The sequence below is a fragment of the Kitasatospora sp. NPDC001175 genome (assembly GCF_053598215.1).
Genome location: NZ_JBSFJU010000049.1, coordinates 26,761 through 43,480, shown reverse-complemented (window position 1 = coordinate 43,480; position 16,720 = coordinate 26,761). Strand labels below are relative to the sequence as shown.

Sequence of the window (16,720 nt, the reverse complement as noted above, 5' to 3'; positions counted from 1 at the left end):
ACGGGCTGGGGGTACTGCGACCGGGGTGCCCTTGGTGGAGGCGGGTGCGTCGGTGGTGGTGGTGGCGGCGGGTGCCGGGGGTGCGAAGGGGTCGAAGTCGGCTGGGGGTACTGCGACCGGGGTGCCCTTGGTGGAGGCGGGTGCGTCGGCGGTGGTGGTGGCGGCGGGTGCCGGGGGTGCGAAGGGGTCGAAGTCCGCCGGAGGTACCGCGACCGAGGTGCCCTTCCGCGCTGCGGGCTGCTCGGCGGGCGCCGCCGGTGCGGGCGCGGGCGCGGGCGGGGCAGCGGTAACCGGCGGGGTAGCGGTAACCGGTGGGGTAGCGGTCGGGGCCTGGGAAGGGGAAACACTGGTCGGCTGCGGCTGCGGCTGCGGCTGCGGCTGCGGCTGCGGCTGCGGCTGGGCAGAGCTGTGCGGGGCAGCGGCGGGCGCCTGGGCCTGGGCGGGAGTAGCGGCCTGGGTGGCGTAGACGCCGTCCCAGCCGAGCTGGACGCTCTTCAGGACCTCGGCGAACGAGGTCATGTACAGCTCCCAGTCCTCCGGCTGCGCGACGGAGAGCTGGATGACCAGGACGGAGGAGCTGTCCGGGAGCGGTACGAAAGCCTGGGCCACCGAGCTGGAAGTCCGGTACGGCTGCCCGTCGTTGGAGAGCACGGCCGGGACCGGGGACGTCCGCCCCTCGACCAGGACGGCGGCCGGGCCGGCGGGCAGCAGGACCGTCCAGACCTCCGCCTGCGGCCGGGAATCGGCGAGCTGGGCGGCGAGTTCGGCGATCTGGACCGGACGGTGTGCCATCGATATCACCAGTGAGGCGTGGCTCGGCCGGTCGGCCACACGGAGCGCGGAGACCCCGGCGAACAGCACTCCTGCGGCACTCAACCATGTGTCCAGACCGGCCGTCAGCACGGCCCACTCCTTGCGGGCCCGAACGTCGGCCCCCGCGAAGAGCTCCTCGGCGACCTCGGCGAGCTGTGCCGTGCGGGCGGGGGTGCCACCTCGGGCGGCGAGCGCGTGGAAGACCGAGGGCAGTACGAGCCGAACCTCGGTGCCGGTGCCGGTGGACAGCTCCTCCGGAGCGACCGTGGGGCGGTCGGCGGCCAACTCGGCGAGGACTGCGGGGAAGGCCGGGCGGAGCTTGTCCTCCGTACGCTCCACACCGACCGGCAGCTGGAACTGCTCCGCGTCCAGGCCGCGGGCCGAGCCGAAGACGCCTCGGACGGCACCGCCGCCGAAGCGGGTCAGCAACTCGGTGGCCACGGCGGGGTCCGGGGCGGTCGGGCGCTTGGTGCTGCCCTCGACCACGGTGCCCAGGCCACGGACCGTCAGGGTGCCCGGACCCTTGGCGCTCAATCGCAGGCCGAAGAGCGCGGAGGCGGACGGGTGGGCGTTGCGGCGGAAGCCCGTCAGCGAGGCGATCGGGTAGTGGGTCGCGCGCTCGTCGAGCAGGGCAGCGGCGAGTACGTCGAGTGTGGCTCCGACCTGCTCCGCGGCTGCGAAATCGTGCTGACTCATGGTACTGAGCCCCCCTCACCCGAATGCTGGAATTCCGTCCACTTTCTATCAGAAACCTCTGACAGTCCGAGACCGGTGGTGGGCGGGGGCGGGTGCTGTGCCGAGTCGGTGTTGGAAGCCGGGGCGGGGCCGGTGGACGGGGTGCGGGGTGCGGAGTCGGGGCCGGTACCGAAGTGCGGGTGGCCGGGCGGGCCGCCGGCAGGCACGGGTCAGCAGGCGGCGAGCCGGGTGAGCTGGACGCCGAGGCCGGGGACGGAGAGGAGACCGGCCAGTTCCCTGACCAGTTGGCCGGTGGGTCCCTCGGGGCGTTCAGCGGCGAAGAAGTCCGCGAGTTCGAGGGCGAGGGCCGGCTCCCGGGCCGCGGTCAGCGCCAGCGCGGCCACGAACTCCTGGACCAGCTGGAGCTGGAGTTCCTCGCGTGGCACCGACCGGTCGGTCAGCCAGTCGAGAGAGGTGATCTCCGCGTTGGCGATCCAGGCCCGTACGGTGCGCCGCAGTCCGGCACTGGGCTCGGCGACCGCCAGGTGCCGCAGGATCTGGTCGTGCGCGGCCCGCCGCACCTCGTCGATGACCGCCGTCGTTCCGGGGCTGGCGGCCACCGAACCGCCGCGCAGCAGGGCCGCGAAGCCGGGCCCGTGGCTGTCCACGAAGTCCAGGTAGCGGCCCATCACCCGGTACAGCCGCTCGGAGAGCGGGCCCTCGGTCTCCTCCTCGAAGCGTCCGGCCAGTTCCTGCCCGGCGCGCCGCAGCGACTCCTCGTACAGTGCCTGCTTGCCCGGGAAGTAGTGGTAGACCAGCGGGCGCGAGGCGCCGGCCGCCGCGGCGATGTCGTCGATGGACACCTCCTCGGGCGGGTACTTGCTGAAGAGGTCCAGGGCGACCCCGATCAGCTGTTCCCGGCGCTCGTCCACGCTGAGCCTGCGCCGCGGCGCGCGCTCGCCGGCGGCACGTCCGGCTCGCCCGGCCCGGCCCGCGGCGTGCTCGCCCTCGGCGCGGTGGTCCGTTACCGCCGGTGTACGGGAGGAAGCCATGCCCGCCACCCTATCCGTGCGGGAAGATGACGAAACCCTGACGTCCGGCCCCGGACCCTGGGAAGAGCGGCGCCGACCTGCTCGAATGGCGGCATGACAGCGATGGGAGGCAGGCCATGAGAGCGGGCGGCGAGGGACCTCCGGTCGGGCGGCGGGTGGTGCTCGGCATGCTCGGGCTCGGGGCCGCCGGGGTTGCGGCCGGGCCGTACCTGCAGCGCGCGGTCGAGGGCGTGGCCAGCAAGGATCCGACGGGGCTGAGCGACCTGCTGCCGGGTGGCGGCGGGTTCAGGTACTACTCGGTGACCGGATCGGTGCCGGTCAGGACCGCGGCCGACTACACCCTGACCGTGGGCGGCCTGGTCGATCGGCCGACCACCTACCGGCTCGCCGACCTCCAGGCGTTGCGTCAGCGCCGGATCGTGCACGACGTGCAGTGCGTCACCGGCTGGCGGGTGCCGGGCACCCCGTTCGAGGGGGTCCCGCTCGCGGACCTGCTGCAGGCGGCGGGGGTGCGGCCGGAGGCGACCGCCGTCTCCTTCGGCTGCTTCGACGGCAGCTACACCGAGAGCCTGACGCTCGATCAGGCCCAGCGGGAGGACGTCCTGGTGGCACTGCGGATGCAGGACCAGCCGCTCGGCCACGCGCACGGCGGTCCGGTCCGGCTGTACGTCGCGCCGATGTACTTCTACAAGTCGGCCAAGTGGCTCGACTCGATCACCCTCACCTCCACCGTCCAACCCGGCTACTGGGAGCACTTCGGATATGACGTCGACGCCTGGGTCGGACGCTCCAACGGACGCGACGACGCCCCGACCGGCTGACCGAGGCCCGCTGCTCCGCTTCACCAGGGCCGAGCGGTGGGTGCACTGGGCGAGTGCGGTGCTGATGCTGGTCTGCCTGGCCACCGCGGCCTGCCTGTACTACCCGCCGCTCGCCGAACTGGTCGGCCGGCGCAGGCTGGTGATGACGGTGCACGAGTGGTGCGGGGTGGCGTTGCCGGTGCCGTTGCTGCTGGGGCTCGGCTCCAGGGCGCTGCGTGCGGACCTCTCTCGGCTGAACCGTTTCGCCCCGTACGACCGGGAGTGGCTGCGGGCGGTGCGGCAGCGCTCCTACCGGCGGCCGGCGGGCAAGTTCAACGCCGGCCAGAAACTGTACGCGGCGTGGACGGGCGGTGCGGTCCTGGTGATGCTGGGGACCGGGCTGCTGATGTGGTTCACGCGGCTGGCGCCGCTGGTCTGGCGGACCGGGGCCACCTTCGTCCACGACTGGCTGGCGGTGGCAGTCGCGACCGGCGTCGCGGGGCACCTGTACCGGGCCGGGAAGGACCCGGAGGCACGGCGCGGAATGCGGACGGGGCTGGTGGACGAGGGCTGGGCCGCCCGGGAACACCCCCACTGGGAGGGCCGATAGCCGGGTACCGTCCGGGCGGTGCGGGGGACTGCGGGCGCGGCCCGGGCGGAGGTCCGGGACTCCGCGCCGAGCAGCCGGGGCGCTGGGCCCACGCTGCTCGGCGCGCCCGGCCGGGCAACCGGCTCACGCCGGGCCGGAGGTCCGTGGCGCCGGACCGGCCGCCCCACCGGCTGCCGGGGCTCAGGCCGAGCGGTACTCCAGATAGCGGTGGTAGGCCTCGCGGCCGTCCGGGACGAAGTCCCAGCCGTCGTCGGCGAGCCGTTGTGCGAGTTCGTCCTCGGTGAGCCAGCCGTGCCAGGCGACCTCCTCGGCCTGGGGGGAGACCGGGCCGTCCCAGCGGGCCTCGTACATGTCACACCACCAGGAGAGCCGGGGTTCGGCCTGGAAGAGGAACTTGAACAGTGGTAGCGGCCTGATGCCGCTCACCCCCAGTTCTTCCTCCGCCTCCCGTACGGCGGCACTCGCGTACGTCTCGCCGCTGCCGACCACGCCGCCGACGAAGCAGTCGTAGGCGCCGGGGGCGAAGAGCTTGGTGCCGGTCCTGCGGTGGGTGAAGATCCGGCCCTGCGGGTCACGGACGAGGATGAAGACGCAACGGTGTGTCAACCCCTCGCGGTACACCTCGGCGCGGGTGGCGGTTCCGATGACGTGGTCCTGGGCGTCCACCACGTCGAGCACTTCTTCGGCAGGGTTCGTCATGCCGTTCACGGTAGTGGGGGCCGGGAGCCACCTGACACCGGCTCGGCGAGGTTTCGATGATCCGACTATCGTTCGGAAGGGAGACGTACGAGCGAGAAGGTGACGCGCGGTGGTCGAGATCTGGGGCGAGGCGGCGGAGGGCTTCGAGCCGGTCCGGGAGGCGTTCGCGCAGAACTTCCGCGAGCACGGCGAGCTCGGTGCGGCCTTCGCGCTCTACGTCGACGGCCGCAAGGTGGTCGACCTGTGGGGAGGCGACGCCCGCCCCGAGGTCGGCGAGCTCCCGGCCCCGGCCGTGCCCTGGACGGCGGACACGGTGCAGGTGTTGCGCTCGGTCACCAAGGGGCTGACGGCGGCCACCGCGCTGCACCTGGTCCAGCAGGGCAAGCTCGACCTGGACGCGCCGGTCGCCTCGTACTGGCCGGAGTTCAAGGCCGAGGGCAAGGAACGGGTGCCGGTGCGCTGGCTGCTCTCGCACCAGGCCGGCCTGCCCGCCCTGGACACCCCGCTGCGGCTCGAGGACGTGATCGCCTGGGAGCCCGCCGCCGCCGCGGTCGCCGCCCAGGCGCCCGCCTGGGAGCCGGGCACCGCGCACGGCTACCACCCCTTCACCTTCGGCTGGCTGGTCGGCGAGGTGATCCGGCGGGCGAGCGGGCGCTCGGTCGGCCAGTACTTCGCCGAGGAGATCGCCCGTCCGCTCGGCCTGGACCTGTGGATCGGCCTCCCGGCCGGGGCGAGCCCCAGGGTCGGACGGCTGGTGGACCTGCCGGCGCCCACGGCGGCGCACAGCGGTCCGGCCGGGCTCAGGATGCGGCCCAAGCAGTCCGTGGTGGACGCCTACCGGGACCCGCACTCGCTCACCGCCCGCGCCTTCTCCTCGGTGCGCCCGACGGTCGACTTCAACGACCCGGCGGTGCAGGCGGTGGAGATCCCCGGCGCGGGCGGGATCGGCACCGCGCGGTCGGTGGCCCGGTTCTACGCGGCGCTGATCGGTGCGGCGGATCGGTACGGCGGCACGCCTGGAGAGTTGCTGTCTCCGCTGCTCAGCGCCGAACTGCTGGACGAGGCGATGGGGCCGGCGGTCAGCGGTCCGGACCGGGTGCTGGTCATCAAGACCACCTTCGGCCTGGGCTTCTTCCGGCACGGCGCGACCTCGCCGATGTCCTCCCCGGCCGCGTTCGGCCATCCAGGGCGCGGCGGCTCGCTGGGCTTCGCGGATCCCGAGCTCGGGATCGGGTTCGGCTACGTCACCAACGGGATGCAGCCCGGGATCACGGGTGACATCCGGTCGAAGACGCTGATCAAGGCGGTGCTGAAGTGCCTCGGCGTGTGACCGTGGCGCCTGGTAACCGGCGGTCGATCAAGGTGATCTGATGGCGTGTCAGTTGATGATTCGTCGCGGCGGCGAGGGCGGACAGTCGGTCTGGGGCGCGGGGTGGAAACCGGCGATCGAAGCGGCCGGCTGAGGCGGTCGGCCTCGGTCGAGACAGCTGCAGCTGGACCCGGACGGGGTGGAGCGGAGGCGGTGGAGCCTCCGGTACCGCCCGTCTCCCGTCGTCGCGTGCCGATAGCTCCCTCTCCCTCCTTGCCCGCCATCGGGCGGGGGCACCCCCGGCCGGAGGCTGGGGGCGAGGGGCAGTCCTTGCCCGCCATCGGGCGGGGGGTGAGGGGCTCTCCGGCGCATATCCCCCGTCGCGCGCAGCGCCGCTGCGCTCTCTTCCCCCAGCCTTCGGCCTGGGGGTCCCCCCGGCCGAAGGCCGGGGGATGGGGTGCCCCCTGCTTCTCCCAAGCTCCCTATCGCGGGTCAGCCATATTCCCGGTGTGACGGCGGCCATAGACAGTATGCGAAGCGTCGGGAAAAAATCCGGTCACCCGGCGCCGCCTCGCTTCCGAAGCCAGCTACTGCGCTGCAGGTCAGATCGTTCGATCGCCTCCGTGGTAGCTGCGTCGCGTGACGTGCGCCGGGTCCAAAGAGAACCCCTCCTCGAACCCTCCTGCCCAGTTCCGTCCTGCCTGTCCCGCCGTGTCCGCCCAGCGACCCGGAGGCCTCTGCCAGAAAGCGCTCGATGCCTGCCTCGACCCGTCCACCGTCCCTCGCCCCACCTGTCCGCGCGGTCGCCCTCGGGGCGCTCGGCGTAATGGCGGCCCTGGTCGCCACCGGCTGCGGTGGCACCACCGGCCAGCTGTCCGCCGTCCCGGCCGGCAGTGCCTCGACGGCGTCCGCCGTCGGACAGCCCGGGTCCACCGCCGCGGCGCGACTCTCGGCGGAGCAACTGCCCAACGGTGTCGCCGAAGGCTGGCAGCCGCTCTCCCAGCCCCGCGTCCAGGCCGTGACCGGTGACATCCAGCTCAACGAGTGCGCGTCCGTGTCCGGTGCCGCCACCTGGTGGCAGCAGGGCTACGTCGGCGTCCACCGCACTCCAGCGGAGCAGGACCTGTTCACCTTCCGGGACGCCGCTGCCGCGCAGGCCGCCTACCAGGGCCTGCTCACGCAGATGGACGGGTGCCAGAACCAGTCCCGCGCCGTTCAGGCCAAGGCCCTCGGCCTCGCCGACGCACAGGTCGCCAAGACCGCCGTGACCGACCGGGGTACCTCCTGGTCGCGTCAGTGGACGGGTGTCGAGGGCCTGTCCGCGGCCGGTCCGCAGACCGACCACCTGTACGCCGTCCTGCAGGGCACCCGCCTTGCGGTCGTCCACTACGACGAGTGGGCCGGCACCCACGCCGCCCCCTACAGCACCCGATCAGACGGCGACCTGCTCACCTCGGTCGCCCAGCAGCTCGGCTGAGCCGCACGCCTGCCACCAGCACATCCCCGGAGACTCCCATGCCCAAGTACGGACCGTCCCTTCGCCGCTGCCTCGCCGGTCTCCTCGGAGCCGGTGCCGCCTCAGTCGCCATCGCCGCTCCGGCGCACGCCGCCTCGTCCGTCGGCGGCAGCATCTCACGCGACGAGGTGATCCAGCGGGCGAAGAGCTGGGTCACCGAGGGTGTGCCCTACAACCAGGGCGCCAGCCACACCGACGCCAACGGCACCTATCGCGAGGACTGCTCCGGCTTCATCTCCATGGCCTGGCACCTCGGCTCCAGCATGGTCACCTCCACCCTCCCGAACGTCGCCACCAAGATCGCCATCTCCCAGCTCCAGAGCGGCGACGCCCTCGACTACACGGCCGATCACGTGATCCTCTTCGGCAACTGGATCAACCAGTCGGCCGGAACCTTCAACTACTACTCCGAGCAGAACCCGAGCGTGCGCACCAGCGAGTACCAGGGCAACACCAACGCCAGCTCGCTGGCCGGCTGGCCGACCAGCTACTACACGCCGCTCCGCTACAACAAGATCACGGGCACCGGGACCACGTCGTCCACCTCGACCGCGTCGACCACGTCGTCCACCTCGACGACCTCAACCACGTCGACCACGTCGACCACGTCCACCGCGCCGACCACGTCCACCGCGCCGGCTCGCGAGCCCAGCTGGCACCACGGCGGCCGCTGGTGACAGGAGCGCACCGTACGGCCCCGTGAGGAACAGCGCCGTCGAGGCCGGCCCCCGCACTGCGGGGGCCGGCCTCGACGGTGTCCGGTGCGGGAAGGTGCGGTGGGCGGTTCACGAGGTGAGACGGCGAGGTGTGAGGTCGCTTACGGTCCGGGCCTGGAGCGGGGATGCGCCGACCGGTCGGAAGGTCAGGCCTGGCCGGTCTCGAAGCGGCTGATCCTGCCGTCGCTGACCATGAACCGCCAGGCGGTGCGCATCTCGCCCCAGGTCTCGTTGGTGAAGTTGGCGATCAGCGCGCGGCCGCCGTCGGACTCGGTCTGGACCTCCATGTGGCCGTGGGAGGAGAAGATCTCCTTGTCGAGCCACGGCAGCAGATCGCGGTCCGAGCCGTCGTCGGACATCGTCGCGTCCTCGGCCAGCAGGGCCAGGAAGGCCTTGCGGTCGTTGGCGTTGATCGCGGTGACCGCGGCGCGGACGGTCGGGTCGGACAGTTTGGCTACGGCGATGGTCATCTGACGGGTCCTCAGATCGTGGGGTGGATGGGTCGGCAGCACTGTCGCACAATGTGGCGGACTGCGCACTCTCCGTCGAGGGTGTCGCTCGGGGGGCGGCCGACGCCTCCGGTGAATCGGCGTGGCGGTGTGCTTAGATCCCGATATGGGGCAATTCCGACCGGAAGGGAGCCTCGGATGGGGCCGGCCGAACTGCTCGTCCTGACGTTTCCGCAGGAGACCATCACCGTCGAGGCGGCGTCGGCCCTGTGCAAGCTGCGGACCGGCGGTGACATCCGGGTGATCGACTCACTGGTCGTCACCCGGCACCCCGACGGCGAGGCCAGCTACGGGGAGCTCGCCGACTTCGAACACCTCAGGGGCGTCGTCGGGGGCGGCGGTCACGCACAGGTGCTCCCGCTGATCGGTCCCGAGGACGCTCAGGAGGCCGCCGGACTGCTGGAACCCGGCACGGTGGCGCTGCTGGTGCTGATCGAGCACGTGTGGGCACAGGCCGCGGCGGACGCGCTGCGCGGGGTCGGCGGACGGATCGCCTCGGGTGTGCGGATTCCGCCGGAGAACATCGAGGAGGCCGTGCGCGTGGCCAAGGCCCGTGCGGCGGCCGGGAAGTGAGGGTGTGATGGTCCGTACGCCGTATCCGGTGCGGTCGGTCCGTGCGCTGGGGGCCGCCAGGCCGGCGGGGACTCCGTTGATGCGGCCTCCGGGCGGTGGCGACCTGGCCGGACAGGTCCTGGGCGAGCTCGGCAGGCTGGTGGAGCGAGGGGTGCTCACCCCGGAGGAGTTCGCGGTGGTGAAGGCGAGGCTCCTGGCGGGGTGAGCCACCCGCGGGTGCGGTGCCGTGCGTGCGGACGGCGCCGCGGGGCCCGCGGCCCCGGGCTACCGTCCCAGGGCCGCGGACTCCTCGTCGGTGAGGAGGCGGGAGCGGGTCAGGAAGCGAAGGCCGGTGGGTGCCTCCAGGGAGAACCCGCTGCCCCGGCCGGGCACCACGTCGATGGTGAGGTGGGTGTGCGACCAGTACGCGTACTGGTCCCTGGCCATCCAGACCGGGACGGGGTCCAGCCCGTCCACCTCGAGCTCGCCGAGCAGCCGGTCGGTCTCCGGCGAGACGTGCAGCTCTCCGGCCGGGTAGCACATCGGTGCCGAGCCGTCGCAGCAGCCGCCGGACTGGTGGAACATCAGCGGTCCGTGCTCGCCGCCGAGCTGCCGCAGCAGCTCGGCGGCCTGCGGGGTCACCGAGACCTGGGAGGGGCGCATCCTAGAAGAATCCCTGCGCCTGTCCGCTGTAGCTGACCAGCAGGTTCTTGGTCTGCTGGTAGTGCTCGAGCAGCACCTTGTGGGTCTCGCGGCCGATACCGGAGTTCTTGTAGCCGCCGAACGCGGCGTGGGCGGGGTAGTGGTGGTAGCAGTTGGTCCACACCCGGCCGGCCTGGATGGCCCGTCCTGCCCGGTAGGCGGTCGAGCCGTCGCGGCTCCAGACGCCCGCGCCGAGCCCGTACAGGGTGTCGTTGGCGATGTCGACGGCCTCCGCGAAGTCCTCGAAGCGGGTGACCGCGACGACCGGGCCGAAGATCTCCTCCTGGAAGATCCGCATGTCGTTGGTGCCCTCGAAGACGGTCGGGGCGACGTAGTAGCCGCCGGACAGTTCGCCGCCGAGGTCCACCCGCTGGCCGCCGGCCAGCACCTTGGCACCCTCGGCCTGGCCGATGTCGATGTAGGAGAGGATCTTCTCCAGCTGGTCGTTGCTGGCCTGGGCGCCGACCATGGTCCCGGTGTCCAGCGGGTTGCCCTGGCGCATCGCGCGGACCCGCTCCAGGCCGTCGCCGAGGAAGGAGTCGTAGATCGACGACTGGATCAGCGCCCGGCTCGGACAGGTGCACACCTCGCCCTGGTTGAGGGCGAACATGGCGAACCCCTCAAGAGCCTTGTCGTAGAAGGCGTCGCGCCGGTCGGCGACGTCGGCGAAGAAGAGGTTGGGGCTCTTGCCGCCCAGCTCCAGGCTGACCGGGATCAGGTTGCCGCTGGCGTACTGCATGATCAGGCGGCCGGTGGTGGTCTCGCCGGTGAAGGAGATCTTCCGGATCCGCGAGCTGGAGGCCAGCGGCTTGCCCGCCTCGACGCCGAAGCCGTTCACCACGTTGATCACACCCGGCGGCACCAGGTCGGCGATCAGCTCCATCAGCAGCATGATCGAGGCCGGGGTCTGCTCGGCGGGCTTGAGCACCACGGCGTTGCCCGCCGCCAGCGCCGGGGCCAGCTTCCACATCGCCATCAGCAGCGGGAAGTTCCACGGGATGATCTGGCCGACCACGCCCAGCGGTTCGTGGAAGTGGTACGCGACGGTGTCCTCGTCGAGCTGGGAGAGGCCGCCCTCCTGAGCGCGCAGCGCACCGGCGAAGTAGCGCAGGTGGTCGACGGCCAGTGGCAGGTCGGCGGCCAGGGTCTCGCGGACCGGCTTGCCGTTCTCCCAGCTCTCGGCGACCGCCAACTCCTCCAGGTGCTGCTCCATCCGGTCGGCGATCCGCAGCAGCAGCCCGGCCCGCTCGGCCGGGCCGGTGCGGCCCCAGGCGGGTGCGGCGGCGTGCGCCGCGTCCAGGGCCGCCTCGACGTCCTCGGCGGTGCCCCGGGCGATCTCGGTGAACGGCTGCCCGGTCACCGGCGTGGGGTTCTCGAAGTACTGGCCGCGGACGGGCGGCGTCCAGGCGCCGCCGATCCAGTGCTCGTAGCGGGGGTGGTAGCGGACGATGCTGCCGGGCCGGCCGGGGGGCTGGTACACGGTCATCTGATACCTCCGAGGAGACCCCCGGCTTCAGCCGGGGGTGGGGGTGCCCCCGCTTGCGGGGGAGGAATCGGACCTCCTGCGCAGCAGGTCAGGAAGCGGCGTTTCGACGTCAAGGCGGACCGCCACCCCGACTACTGACAGTAAGTGGTTCTGAGCGGATGGTAGGCTTCGTGGTGCCCGGTGGGCGACAACCAAGCTGGCCGGGCCTACCGCCGGGCTGGCGGGAAGTCAGGTCTGTGGAGCTGATCTAAGGCCGATGGGCGGTACACCGTCCCTCCGCTGGTAACTCCAGGTCGGCCGTCGGCCGTGAAGCAGAAAGCCCGACCCACGAGGGTTGGAATCCCCTCGTTCGCGAGGGGGAGGAGGCCAGCTGGGTAGTGCTCCTCGCTGCGTCGGGTTGCCGTCCGCGGGGCGGCGGGACGGCGCACGGGCCCGGTTCGCGGGCCCGCGCGGACAGTCGGGAACGTGCTCGGAGAACGCTCGGTCGCCGGGGCGGGGTGTCCTCGCACTGCACCCTAGCCGCGCTCGGCTCGGGCCGCCATGGCGCACACTTGATCAAAGAAGGGGCGTGCAACGGGAGTTGCGCGCCCGATGCCGTCGTTGGAGCGGCGGGTGCGGGGAGTGTCCGCGACATGTGCCGCGGGCCGGGGCGAGCCGGCCACGCGGTAGCCCGTTGCTCCTCGCCCGTTCGTCTCCGGGCGCTCCCCGCGGCGGAGCCGCCGATCGACGGAGTCGGCGCCGGCACTCGCCCTCGTTGCCCGCCCTCGGGCGGGGGCGCCCCCGCCCGAAGGCCTGGGGGCGAGGGGCCCTGGCTCCGGCACTCCCCCCAGCCTCCGGGCCCGGGGACCCGGCCGAAGACCTGGGGATGGGGGCCCTGCGCTCGCTGTCGCTCGTCGCCCTTGGTACCAGCGCGCCCTGCGGCTCGGGGTGCGCGGAGCGCCCCGCTGTGGATCCGGGGCGTCCGGCTCAGTCGTGGTGGTAGCGGAGGGTGCGGGACTCCCAGCGGAGGTAGCCCGCGATCCAGAACGCCATCCCGTCGGCGTAGCGCCGCGCGGCCCGCTGCTGCGCCTCGTCCAGCGCCATCCAGCGGCAGAGGTCGGCGAGCTCGTCCCGGAGGCCGCAGAACCGGTCGGCCATCCGCTGGGCCTCGTCCCAGACCACCGCGCAGGCCTCCTCGGCGGAGCAGCTGCGGTCCCGTTGGACGATCATCACCAGGTTGGCGACGTCGCCGCGCCTGGCCTCCTGCGGGTAGGAGCGCACATCGTTGGTGAACGACGGTATGTCGGCGGCTAGTTGGCGCATCTGCCGGAGCAGCGGGTGGTGCATCACCTGCTGGGGCACCTCGAAGCGGCCGAGCCGCTCGATCATGTCGAAGATGCTCTCCATCGCTGCGGTCCCGCGTCTGAGGGTCAGATAGCTCTCCCGGTCCGGCGGCTGTCCGATGTTCCGGCCGGCGGCCTCGGCGGGGTGGCAGGCGAAGTAGAACTCCCAGTTGTAGGCGGCGCGCGCCCTCCAGCGATCCGTCATGCCGCGGCTGATGCGCCGCCACAGGTCGGCGAAGGCGCGCTCGGCGGGTGAGGTGCCGGCCGGGTGGGCGCCGTACGCGATGGCGGTGAGGCGCTCGCAGACCAGGGCGACCTGGTCGGGGCGGCGCCCGAGCGGGCCGTCGAACTGGTCGTCGAACAGGAAGTAGAACCCCATGAGGTCAGCGGCGAGTGCCAGGTCCTCGGCGGAGCTCTCGGGGTAGACCAGGGAGGCGAGTTCCGTGATGTCCCAGCCGGTGTAGGTCGGCTCGCTGACGACGGTGACCAGCTCCCGGTGGCGCCGGAGCCATTCGAGGTGGCGGTCGGCGGCCTCGGTCTGGTGGGGGTTGCGGCGGTGGGTGAACGGAAGCTCAAGAAAGGTGTCGTCGGACATCGGACTCCCGGTGCTGCTGGGGAACAGTGGTGCTGTGTGCTGGCGGACCTGTGCTGAACTCCTGCTGGCGGTGGTCGAATAGCGCTGATCAATTGCCATTGACGGGCGGAACAGTAGTCGATCTGATCATCAGGTGTTAGAGATAACAGGGCATTTGCCCCCGGCGAGGGCTCCGAACCCCATAAGACCACCGCAGCCTGCGGGAATGGACCACACTCGGAGGTTTGCGGGGATAGTCTCGGCAGCGGACAGACCATCAGGTGACGCGGAGGGGCAGTGGTGGCTGAACAGCAGCACGGACCAGCGGGCGAGGCTGCGCCGGAAGGAGGTGTCCCGCCGATCGGTACCGCGGCGTCCGGTGCCGCGGAGCCGCAGACGCTGCACGAACGCGAGGCCGAACTCCGTTCCGCCGAGCACGCGTTGGACCGGCTCTGCCGCCGCTTCGCGGCCGGCGGCACCGAGATCGGCGAGCTGCTGGTCTTCTCCGCCCCGGCCGGCGGCGGCAAGACCAGCATCCTGGACCAGGTCCGCCGGCTGGCCGGGCTGCGCGAGGACTGCACCGTGCTCTCCGGTCGCGGCGGCGAGCGGCAGACCACGGAACCCTTCCACGTGCTGCGGCAGTTGCTGCTCCCGGTGCTGGGCACGCTCGACAAGGACGAGCTGGCCGAGGTCTTCGGCGCCTGGTACGGCATCGTCGGCCCGGCCATCGGCCTGGTCCCGCCCTCCGGCGAGGTCGAGCGGCTCGACCCGCAGGGCGTGCAGGACGGCCTGGACTACCTGCTCAGCCAACTCGCGCCGCGTCGTGCGCCGTTGGTGATGGTGGTGGACGACCTGCACTGGGCCGACCAGGAGTCGCTCGGCTGGTTGGCCTCCTTCGCGGCCCGCACCCGCCACCTGCCCGTCCTGCTGGTCTTCGCCTACCGCGACGAGTTCCAGGAGGAGGCCCAGACCCTCCAGCAGCAGATCCAGGAGCAGGCCACCCGCAGCCACGAACTGCGCCCGCTCAACCCCGCGTCCGTCGCCCGGCTGGTCCGCGCCGCCCTCGGCGAGGAGGCCGAGGACGCGTTCTGCCGCCAGGTCTGGGCCGTCACCGCGGGCAACCCGTACGACACCACCGCGCTGCTGCGCGAGGTCCGCGACCAGTGCCTCGACCCGATCGAGGCCAACAGCCCGCAGCTGCGCGACCTGGCCGCCGCCGCCAAGGGCATGACGCTCCAGCACTGGCTGGCCAAGCTCGGTCCGAGTACCCTGCGGTTCGCCTGGGCCGCGGCCCTGCTCGGCACCGAGATCAAGCAGAGCTTCGCGGCCAGCATCTCGGCCCAGGGCGCGGCCGAGGCCGACGAGTCCGTCCGCCAGCTGCGCAAGCACCGGATCCTCACCAGCACGCCCAACGGCCGGCTGGAGTTCGTCCATCCGCTGATCGCCACCTCGATCTACCAGTCCATGCCGGCCGGCACCCGCACCGGGATGCACGGGATGGCCGCCACCATCATCGAGAACAACGGCGGCTCCCTGCTGGAAGCCTCCCGCCACCTGCTGGAGACCCACCCCGAGGGCGACGACCGGATGGTCCGCAAGCTGCGCGCCGCCGCCGCCGAGCACCTGGCGATCGGCGCGCCCGAGGCCGCCCAGCGCTGTCTGGCCCGCGCCCTGGACGAGCCACCGGACGACGACGACCGGGCCGAGGTGCTGTACGAGGCGGGCTGCGCCGCGCTGCTCACCGACCCGAAGACCACCGTCAACCAGCTGAAGCTGGCGCTGTCGCTCAATCCGGGACTCAGCCCCGGCCTCCGGGTGGACGCCACCTTCCGGCTCTCCGAGGTGCTCGCGCACGCGGGAGAGCTGGTCGAGGCCGCCGAGGTCTGCCGCCGCGAGGCCGAGAACACCGAGCCCGGGCCCGGCAGGCTGCGGCTCCAGGCCCTGCACTACATGTGGGTGGCGTGGCGGCGCGACGAGGAGGACGGCCCCGGCCGCTCCCGCAGGCTGAAGGAGCTGACCACCACCCTGACCGGCAGCACCGTCCCCGAACGGGTGATCCGGGTGATGCGCGCCTGGGACCTCACCCTGCGCGGCAGGCCCGTGGCCGAGGCGATCGACCTGGCCGACAAGGCCCTGGAGAACGGCCGGCTGCCCAAGGAGATCGGCTGGACCAACACGACCTGGGGCTTCGAACTGCCCGCGCTGATCGGCCTGACCTACACCTACACCGACCAGCTCGCCCGCGCCGAGAAGCTGTTCTCCGACGCCGTGCTCGGCTTCGAGATGGCCGGCTGGAGCGGCGCGCACAAGGGCTTCGGGTACTTCCTGATGGGGCTCACCCGGTTCCGGCGCGGCTTCCTGATGGAGGCCGAGGACTACCTGCGCCAGGGCCTGCGGATCTCCGAGCGGATCGCCCCGGACATCCCGCTGCAGTGGGACATCGTCGGCGTGCTGGCCGACACCCTGCTCGCCCGCGGCCGCGTCGACGAGGCCTGGGAGCTGGCCCAGAAGTACCGCTTCGGACCGCCGTACCACCCCACCGCGATGGTGCTGCCCGACGCGCCCACCCTCTACGGCAAGCTGCTGCTGGCCATCGGCGAGCACGCCGCCGCGGCCGAGGTCTTCGAGGAGGTCGGTGAGCAGCTCACCAGGCGGGGCTGGCGCAACACGATCTGGGCGCCCTGGGTCGGACACCTCGCCCAGGCACTCTTCCCCACCGAGCCCGACCGGGCGCGCAAGCTGGCCGCCGAGGCCGTCGTGCTGGCCAGGGACTTCGGCTCGGCGTCCGCGATCGGCACCGCGCTGCGGATGCAGGCCGAACTCTGGGACGGCCAGCGCGCCGTGGACCTGCTCGAACAGGCCGTCCGCTGGCTCTCGCAGTCCCCGGCCGGCTTCGAACTCGCCTGCGCCCTGGTGGACTTGGGTGCCGCGCTGCGCAGGGTCGGACAGCTCACCGACGCCGCCGAGTACCTGTACCAGGGCATGGAGCTGGCCCAGACCTGCGGCGCCGACGGCCTGGTCGACCGGGCCAGGACCGAACTGGCCACCTCGGTGCTGCGTCCCAACCGCCTGCGCACCCTGAGCAAGGAGGGCCTCAGCGAGCCCGAGTGGGACGTCGCCAGGTTGGCAGTCCGGGGCGTCCCGCCGCAGCGGATCGCCGAACGGCTGGACCTCCCGCTCAGCCTGGTGCACCGACGGCTGGCCGCCGTGCACCGCAAGGCAGGCAGCGGCCCGGAGGGTCTGGCGGCGGCGCTCGGGCTGACCGCAGGGCCGGAGCCGGACGGCGAGCCGGGATCGACGGAGGGACGACCGGGAAAGGAAGACTGACGAACCACCGGGTGCGGGAGGGTCGCAGCCGATCCGGGCACGGAGGCCAGGGCTAACC

14 protein-coding genes and 1 pseudogene are annotated in these 16,720 nt (G+C 72.3%); 8 read left to right on the top strand and 7 right to left on the bottom strand.

Features of this window, described 5'->3' with window-relative positions:
- Positions 1-1,509 (bottom strand): annotated as a pseudogene (locus ACWDAK_RS28590) (hypothetical protein); the annotation flags it as partial.
- 209 nt (positions 1,510-1,718) lie between these two features.
- Positions 1,719-2,540 carry a TetR/AcrR family transcriptional regulator gene (locus ACWDAK_RS28585; RefSeq protein WP_344635760.1) on the bottom strand — a complete coding sequence of 274 codons (822 nt, stop codon included), beginning with the start codon at positions 2,538-2,540 and terminating at the stop codon, positions 1,719-1,721.
- A 116-nt stretch (positions 2,541-2,656) separates the two neighbouring features.
- Between ACWDAK_RS28585 and ACWDAK_RS28580 the strand changes: the two genes are divergently transcribed.
- Both ACWDAK_RS28580 and ACWDAK_RS28575 read left to right on the top strand, forming a co-directional pair.
- Entirely contained in the window at positions 2,657-3,361 is a 705-nt protein-coding gene (locus ACWDAK_RS28580; protein ID WP_344635759.1) for a molybdopterin-dependent oxidoreductase, read from the top strand.
- The gene (locus ACWDAK_RS28575; protein ID WP_344635758.1) at positions 3,303-3,950 is read left to right on the top strand and encodes a cytochrome b/b6 domain-containing protein; all 648 of its coding nucleotides are present in this window, start codon (positions 3,303-3,305) and stop codon (positions 3,948-3,950) included. Before ACWDAK_RS28580 ends, ACWDAK_RS28575 begins: the two co-directional genes overlap by 59 nt.
- 180 nt (positions 3,951-4,130) lie before the next feature.
- On the opposite strand, the gene ACWDAK_RS28570 is transcribed toward ACWDAK_RS28575, so the two are convergent.
- The gene (locus tag ACWDAK_RS28570; protein WP_344635757.1) at positions 4,131-4,649 is read right to left on the bottom strand and encodes an NUDIX hydrolase; all 519 of its coding nucleotides are present in this window, start codon (positions 4,647-4,649) and stop codon (positions 4,131-4,133) included.
- Between the two features lie 109 nt (positions 4,650-4,758).
- Between ACWDAK_RS28570 and ACWDAK_RS28565 the strand changes: the two genes are divergently transcribed.
- From ACWDAK_RS28565 to ACWDAK_RS28555, 3 genes are all read left to right on the top strand, one after another.
- Positions 4,759-5,979, top strand: a complete 1,221-nt coding sequence (locus tag ACWDAK_RS28565; RefSeq protein ID WP_344635756.1) for a serine hydrolase domain-containing protein — start codon at positions 4,759-4,761, stop codon at positions 5,977-5,979.
- A 733-nt stretch (positions 5,980-6,712) separates the two neighbouring features.
- Positions 6,713-7,435 (top strand): hypothetical protein, encoded by a 723-nt coding sequence (locus tag ACWDAK_RS28560; RefSeq protein ID WP_344635755.1) that lies wholly within the window; start codon positions 6,713-6,715, stop codon positions 7,433-7,435.
- Positions 7,436-7,473: 38 nt separating this feature from the next.
- The gene (locus ACWDAK_RS28555) at positions 7,474-8,151 is read left to right on the top strand and encodes an NlpC/P60 family protein (RefSeq protein WP_427395152.1); all 678 of its coding nucleotides are present in this window, start codon (positions 7,474-7,476) and stop codon (positions 8,149-8,151) included.
- Between the two features lie 185 nt (positions 8,152-8,336).
- On the opposite strand, the gene ACWDAK_RS28550 is transcribed toward ACWDAK_RS28555, so the two are convergent.
- Complete coding sequence (locus ACWDAK_RS28550) at positions 8,337-8,660, bottom strand: nuclear transport factor 2-like protein (protein ID WP_344635753.1); 324 nt, start codon at positions 8,658-8,660, stop codon at positions 8,337-8,339.
- Between the two features lie 177 nt (positions 8,661-8,837).
- Here ACWDAK_RS28550 and ACWDAK_RS28545 point away from each other — a divergent pair, with 177 nt between their 5' ends.
- Together ACWDAK_RS28545 and ACWDAK_RS28540 are read left to right on the top strand one after the other, a co-directional pair.
- A complete protein-coding gene (locus ACWDAK_RS28545; RefSeq protein WP_344635752.1) occupies positions 8,838-9,272 on the top strand; it encodes a DUF6325 family protein in 435 nt (144 codons plus the stop codon).
- A gap of 79 nt (positions 9,273-9,351) precedes the next feature.
- Complete coding sequence (locus ACWDAK_RS28540) at positions 9,352-9,477, top strand: SHOCT domain-containing protein (RefSeq protein ID WP_344635751.1); 126 nt, start codon at positions 9,352-9,354, stop codon at positions 9,475-9,477.
- A gap of 59 nt (positions 9,478-9,536) precedes the next feature.
- Here ACWDAK_RS28540 and ACWDAK_RS28535 read toward each other — a convergent pair whose 3' ends face one another.
- The 3 genes from ACWDAK_RS28535 to ACWDAK_RS28525 form a co-directional block, all read right to left on the bottom strand.
- Positions 9,537-9,914, bottom strand: a complete 378-nt coding sequence (locus ACWDAK_RS28535) for a DUF779 domain-containing protein (RefSeq protein ID WP_344635750.1) — start codon at positions 9,912-9,914, stop codon at positions 9,537-9,539.
- A 1-nt stretch (position 9,915) separates the two neighbouring features.
- Complete coding sequence (gene exaC / locus ACWDAK_RS28530; RefSeq protein WP_344635749.1) at positions 9,916-11,439, bottom strand: acetaldehyde dehydrogenase ExaC; 1,524 nt, start codon at positions 11,437-11,439, stop codon at positions 9,916-9,918.
- Positions 11,440-12,405: 966 nt separating this feature from the next.
- Positions 12,406-13,356, bottom strand: a complete 951-nt coding sequence (locus ACWDAK_RS28525) for a terpene synthase family protein (protein ID WP_344635748.1) — start codon at positions 13,354-13,356, stop codon at positions 12,406-12,408.
- 279 nt (positions 13,357-13,635) lie between these two features.
- On the opposite strand from ACWDAK_RS28525, the gene ACWDAK_RS28520 reads away from it, so the two are divergent.
- Positions 13,636-16,662, top strand: a complete 3,027-nt coding sequence (locus ACWDAK_RS28520) for an ATP-binding protein (RefSeq protein ID WP_427395151.1) — start codon at positions 13,636-13,638, stop codon at positions 16,660-16,662.
- Positions 16,663-16,720: the final 58 nt, after the last annotated feature.

Bases quoted from the DNA above. Each gene is read 5' to 3' on its own strand.
- ACWDAK_RS28535 (WP_344635750.1), bottom strand. From the start codon at position 9,914: ATGCGCCCCTCCCAGGTCTCGGTGACCCCGCAGGCCGCCGAGCTGCTG.
- ACWDAK_RS28575 (WP_344635758.1), top strand. From the start codon at position 3,303: ATGACGTCGACGCCTGGGTCGGACGCTCCAACGGACGCGACGACGCCC.
- ACWDAK_RS28555 (WP_427395152.1), top strand. From the start codon at position 7,474: ATGCCCAAGTACGGACCGTCCCTTCGCCGCTGCCTCGCCGGTCTCCTC.
- ACWDAK_RS28570 (WP_344635757.1), bottom strand. From the start codon at position 4,649: ATGACGAACCCTGCCGAAGAAGTGCTCGACGTGGTGGACGCCCAGGAC.
- ACWDAK_RS28560 (WP_344635755.1), top strand. From the start codon at position 6,713: ATGCCTGCCTCGACCCGTCCACCGTCCCTCGCCCCACCTGTCCGCGCG.
- ACWDAK_RS28580 (WP_344635759.1), top strand. From the start codon at position 2,657: ATGAGAGCGGGCGGCGAGGGACCTCCGGTCGGGCGGCGGGTGGTGCTC.
- ACWDAK_RS28540 (WP_344635751.1), top strand. From the start codon at position 9,352: ATGCGGCCTCCGGGCGGTGGCGACCTGGCCGGACAGGTCCTGGGCGAG.
- ACWDAK_RS28585 (WP_344635760.1), bottom strand. From the start codon at position 2,540: ATGGCTTCCTCCCGTACACCGGCGGTAACGGACCACCGCGCCGAGGGC.
- ACWDAK_RS28525 (WP_344635748.1), bottom strand. From the start codon at position 13,356: ATGTCCGACGACACCTTTCTTGAGCTTCCGTTCACCCACCGCCGCAAC.
- exaC (WP_344635749.1), bottom strand. From the start codon at position 11,439: ATGACCGTGTACCAGCCCCCCGGCCGGCCCGGCAGCATCGTCCGCTAC.
- ACWDAK_RS28545 (WP_344635752.1), top strand. From the start codon at position 8,838: ATGGGGCCGGCCGAACTGCTCGTCCTGACGTTTCCGCAGGAGACCATC.
- ACWDAK_RS28550 (WP_344635753.1), bottom strand. From the start codon at position 8,660: ATGACCATCGCCGTAGCCAAACTGTCCGACCCGACCGTCCGCGCCGCG.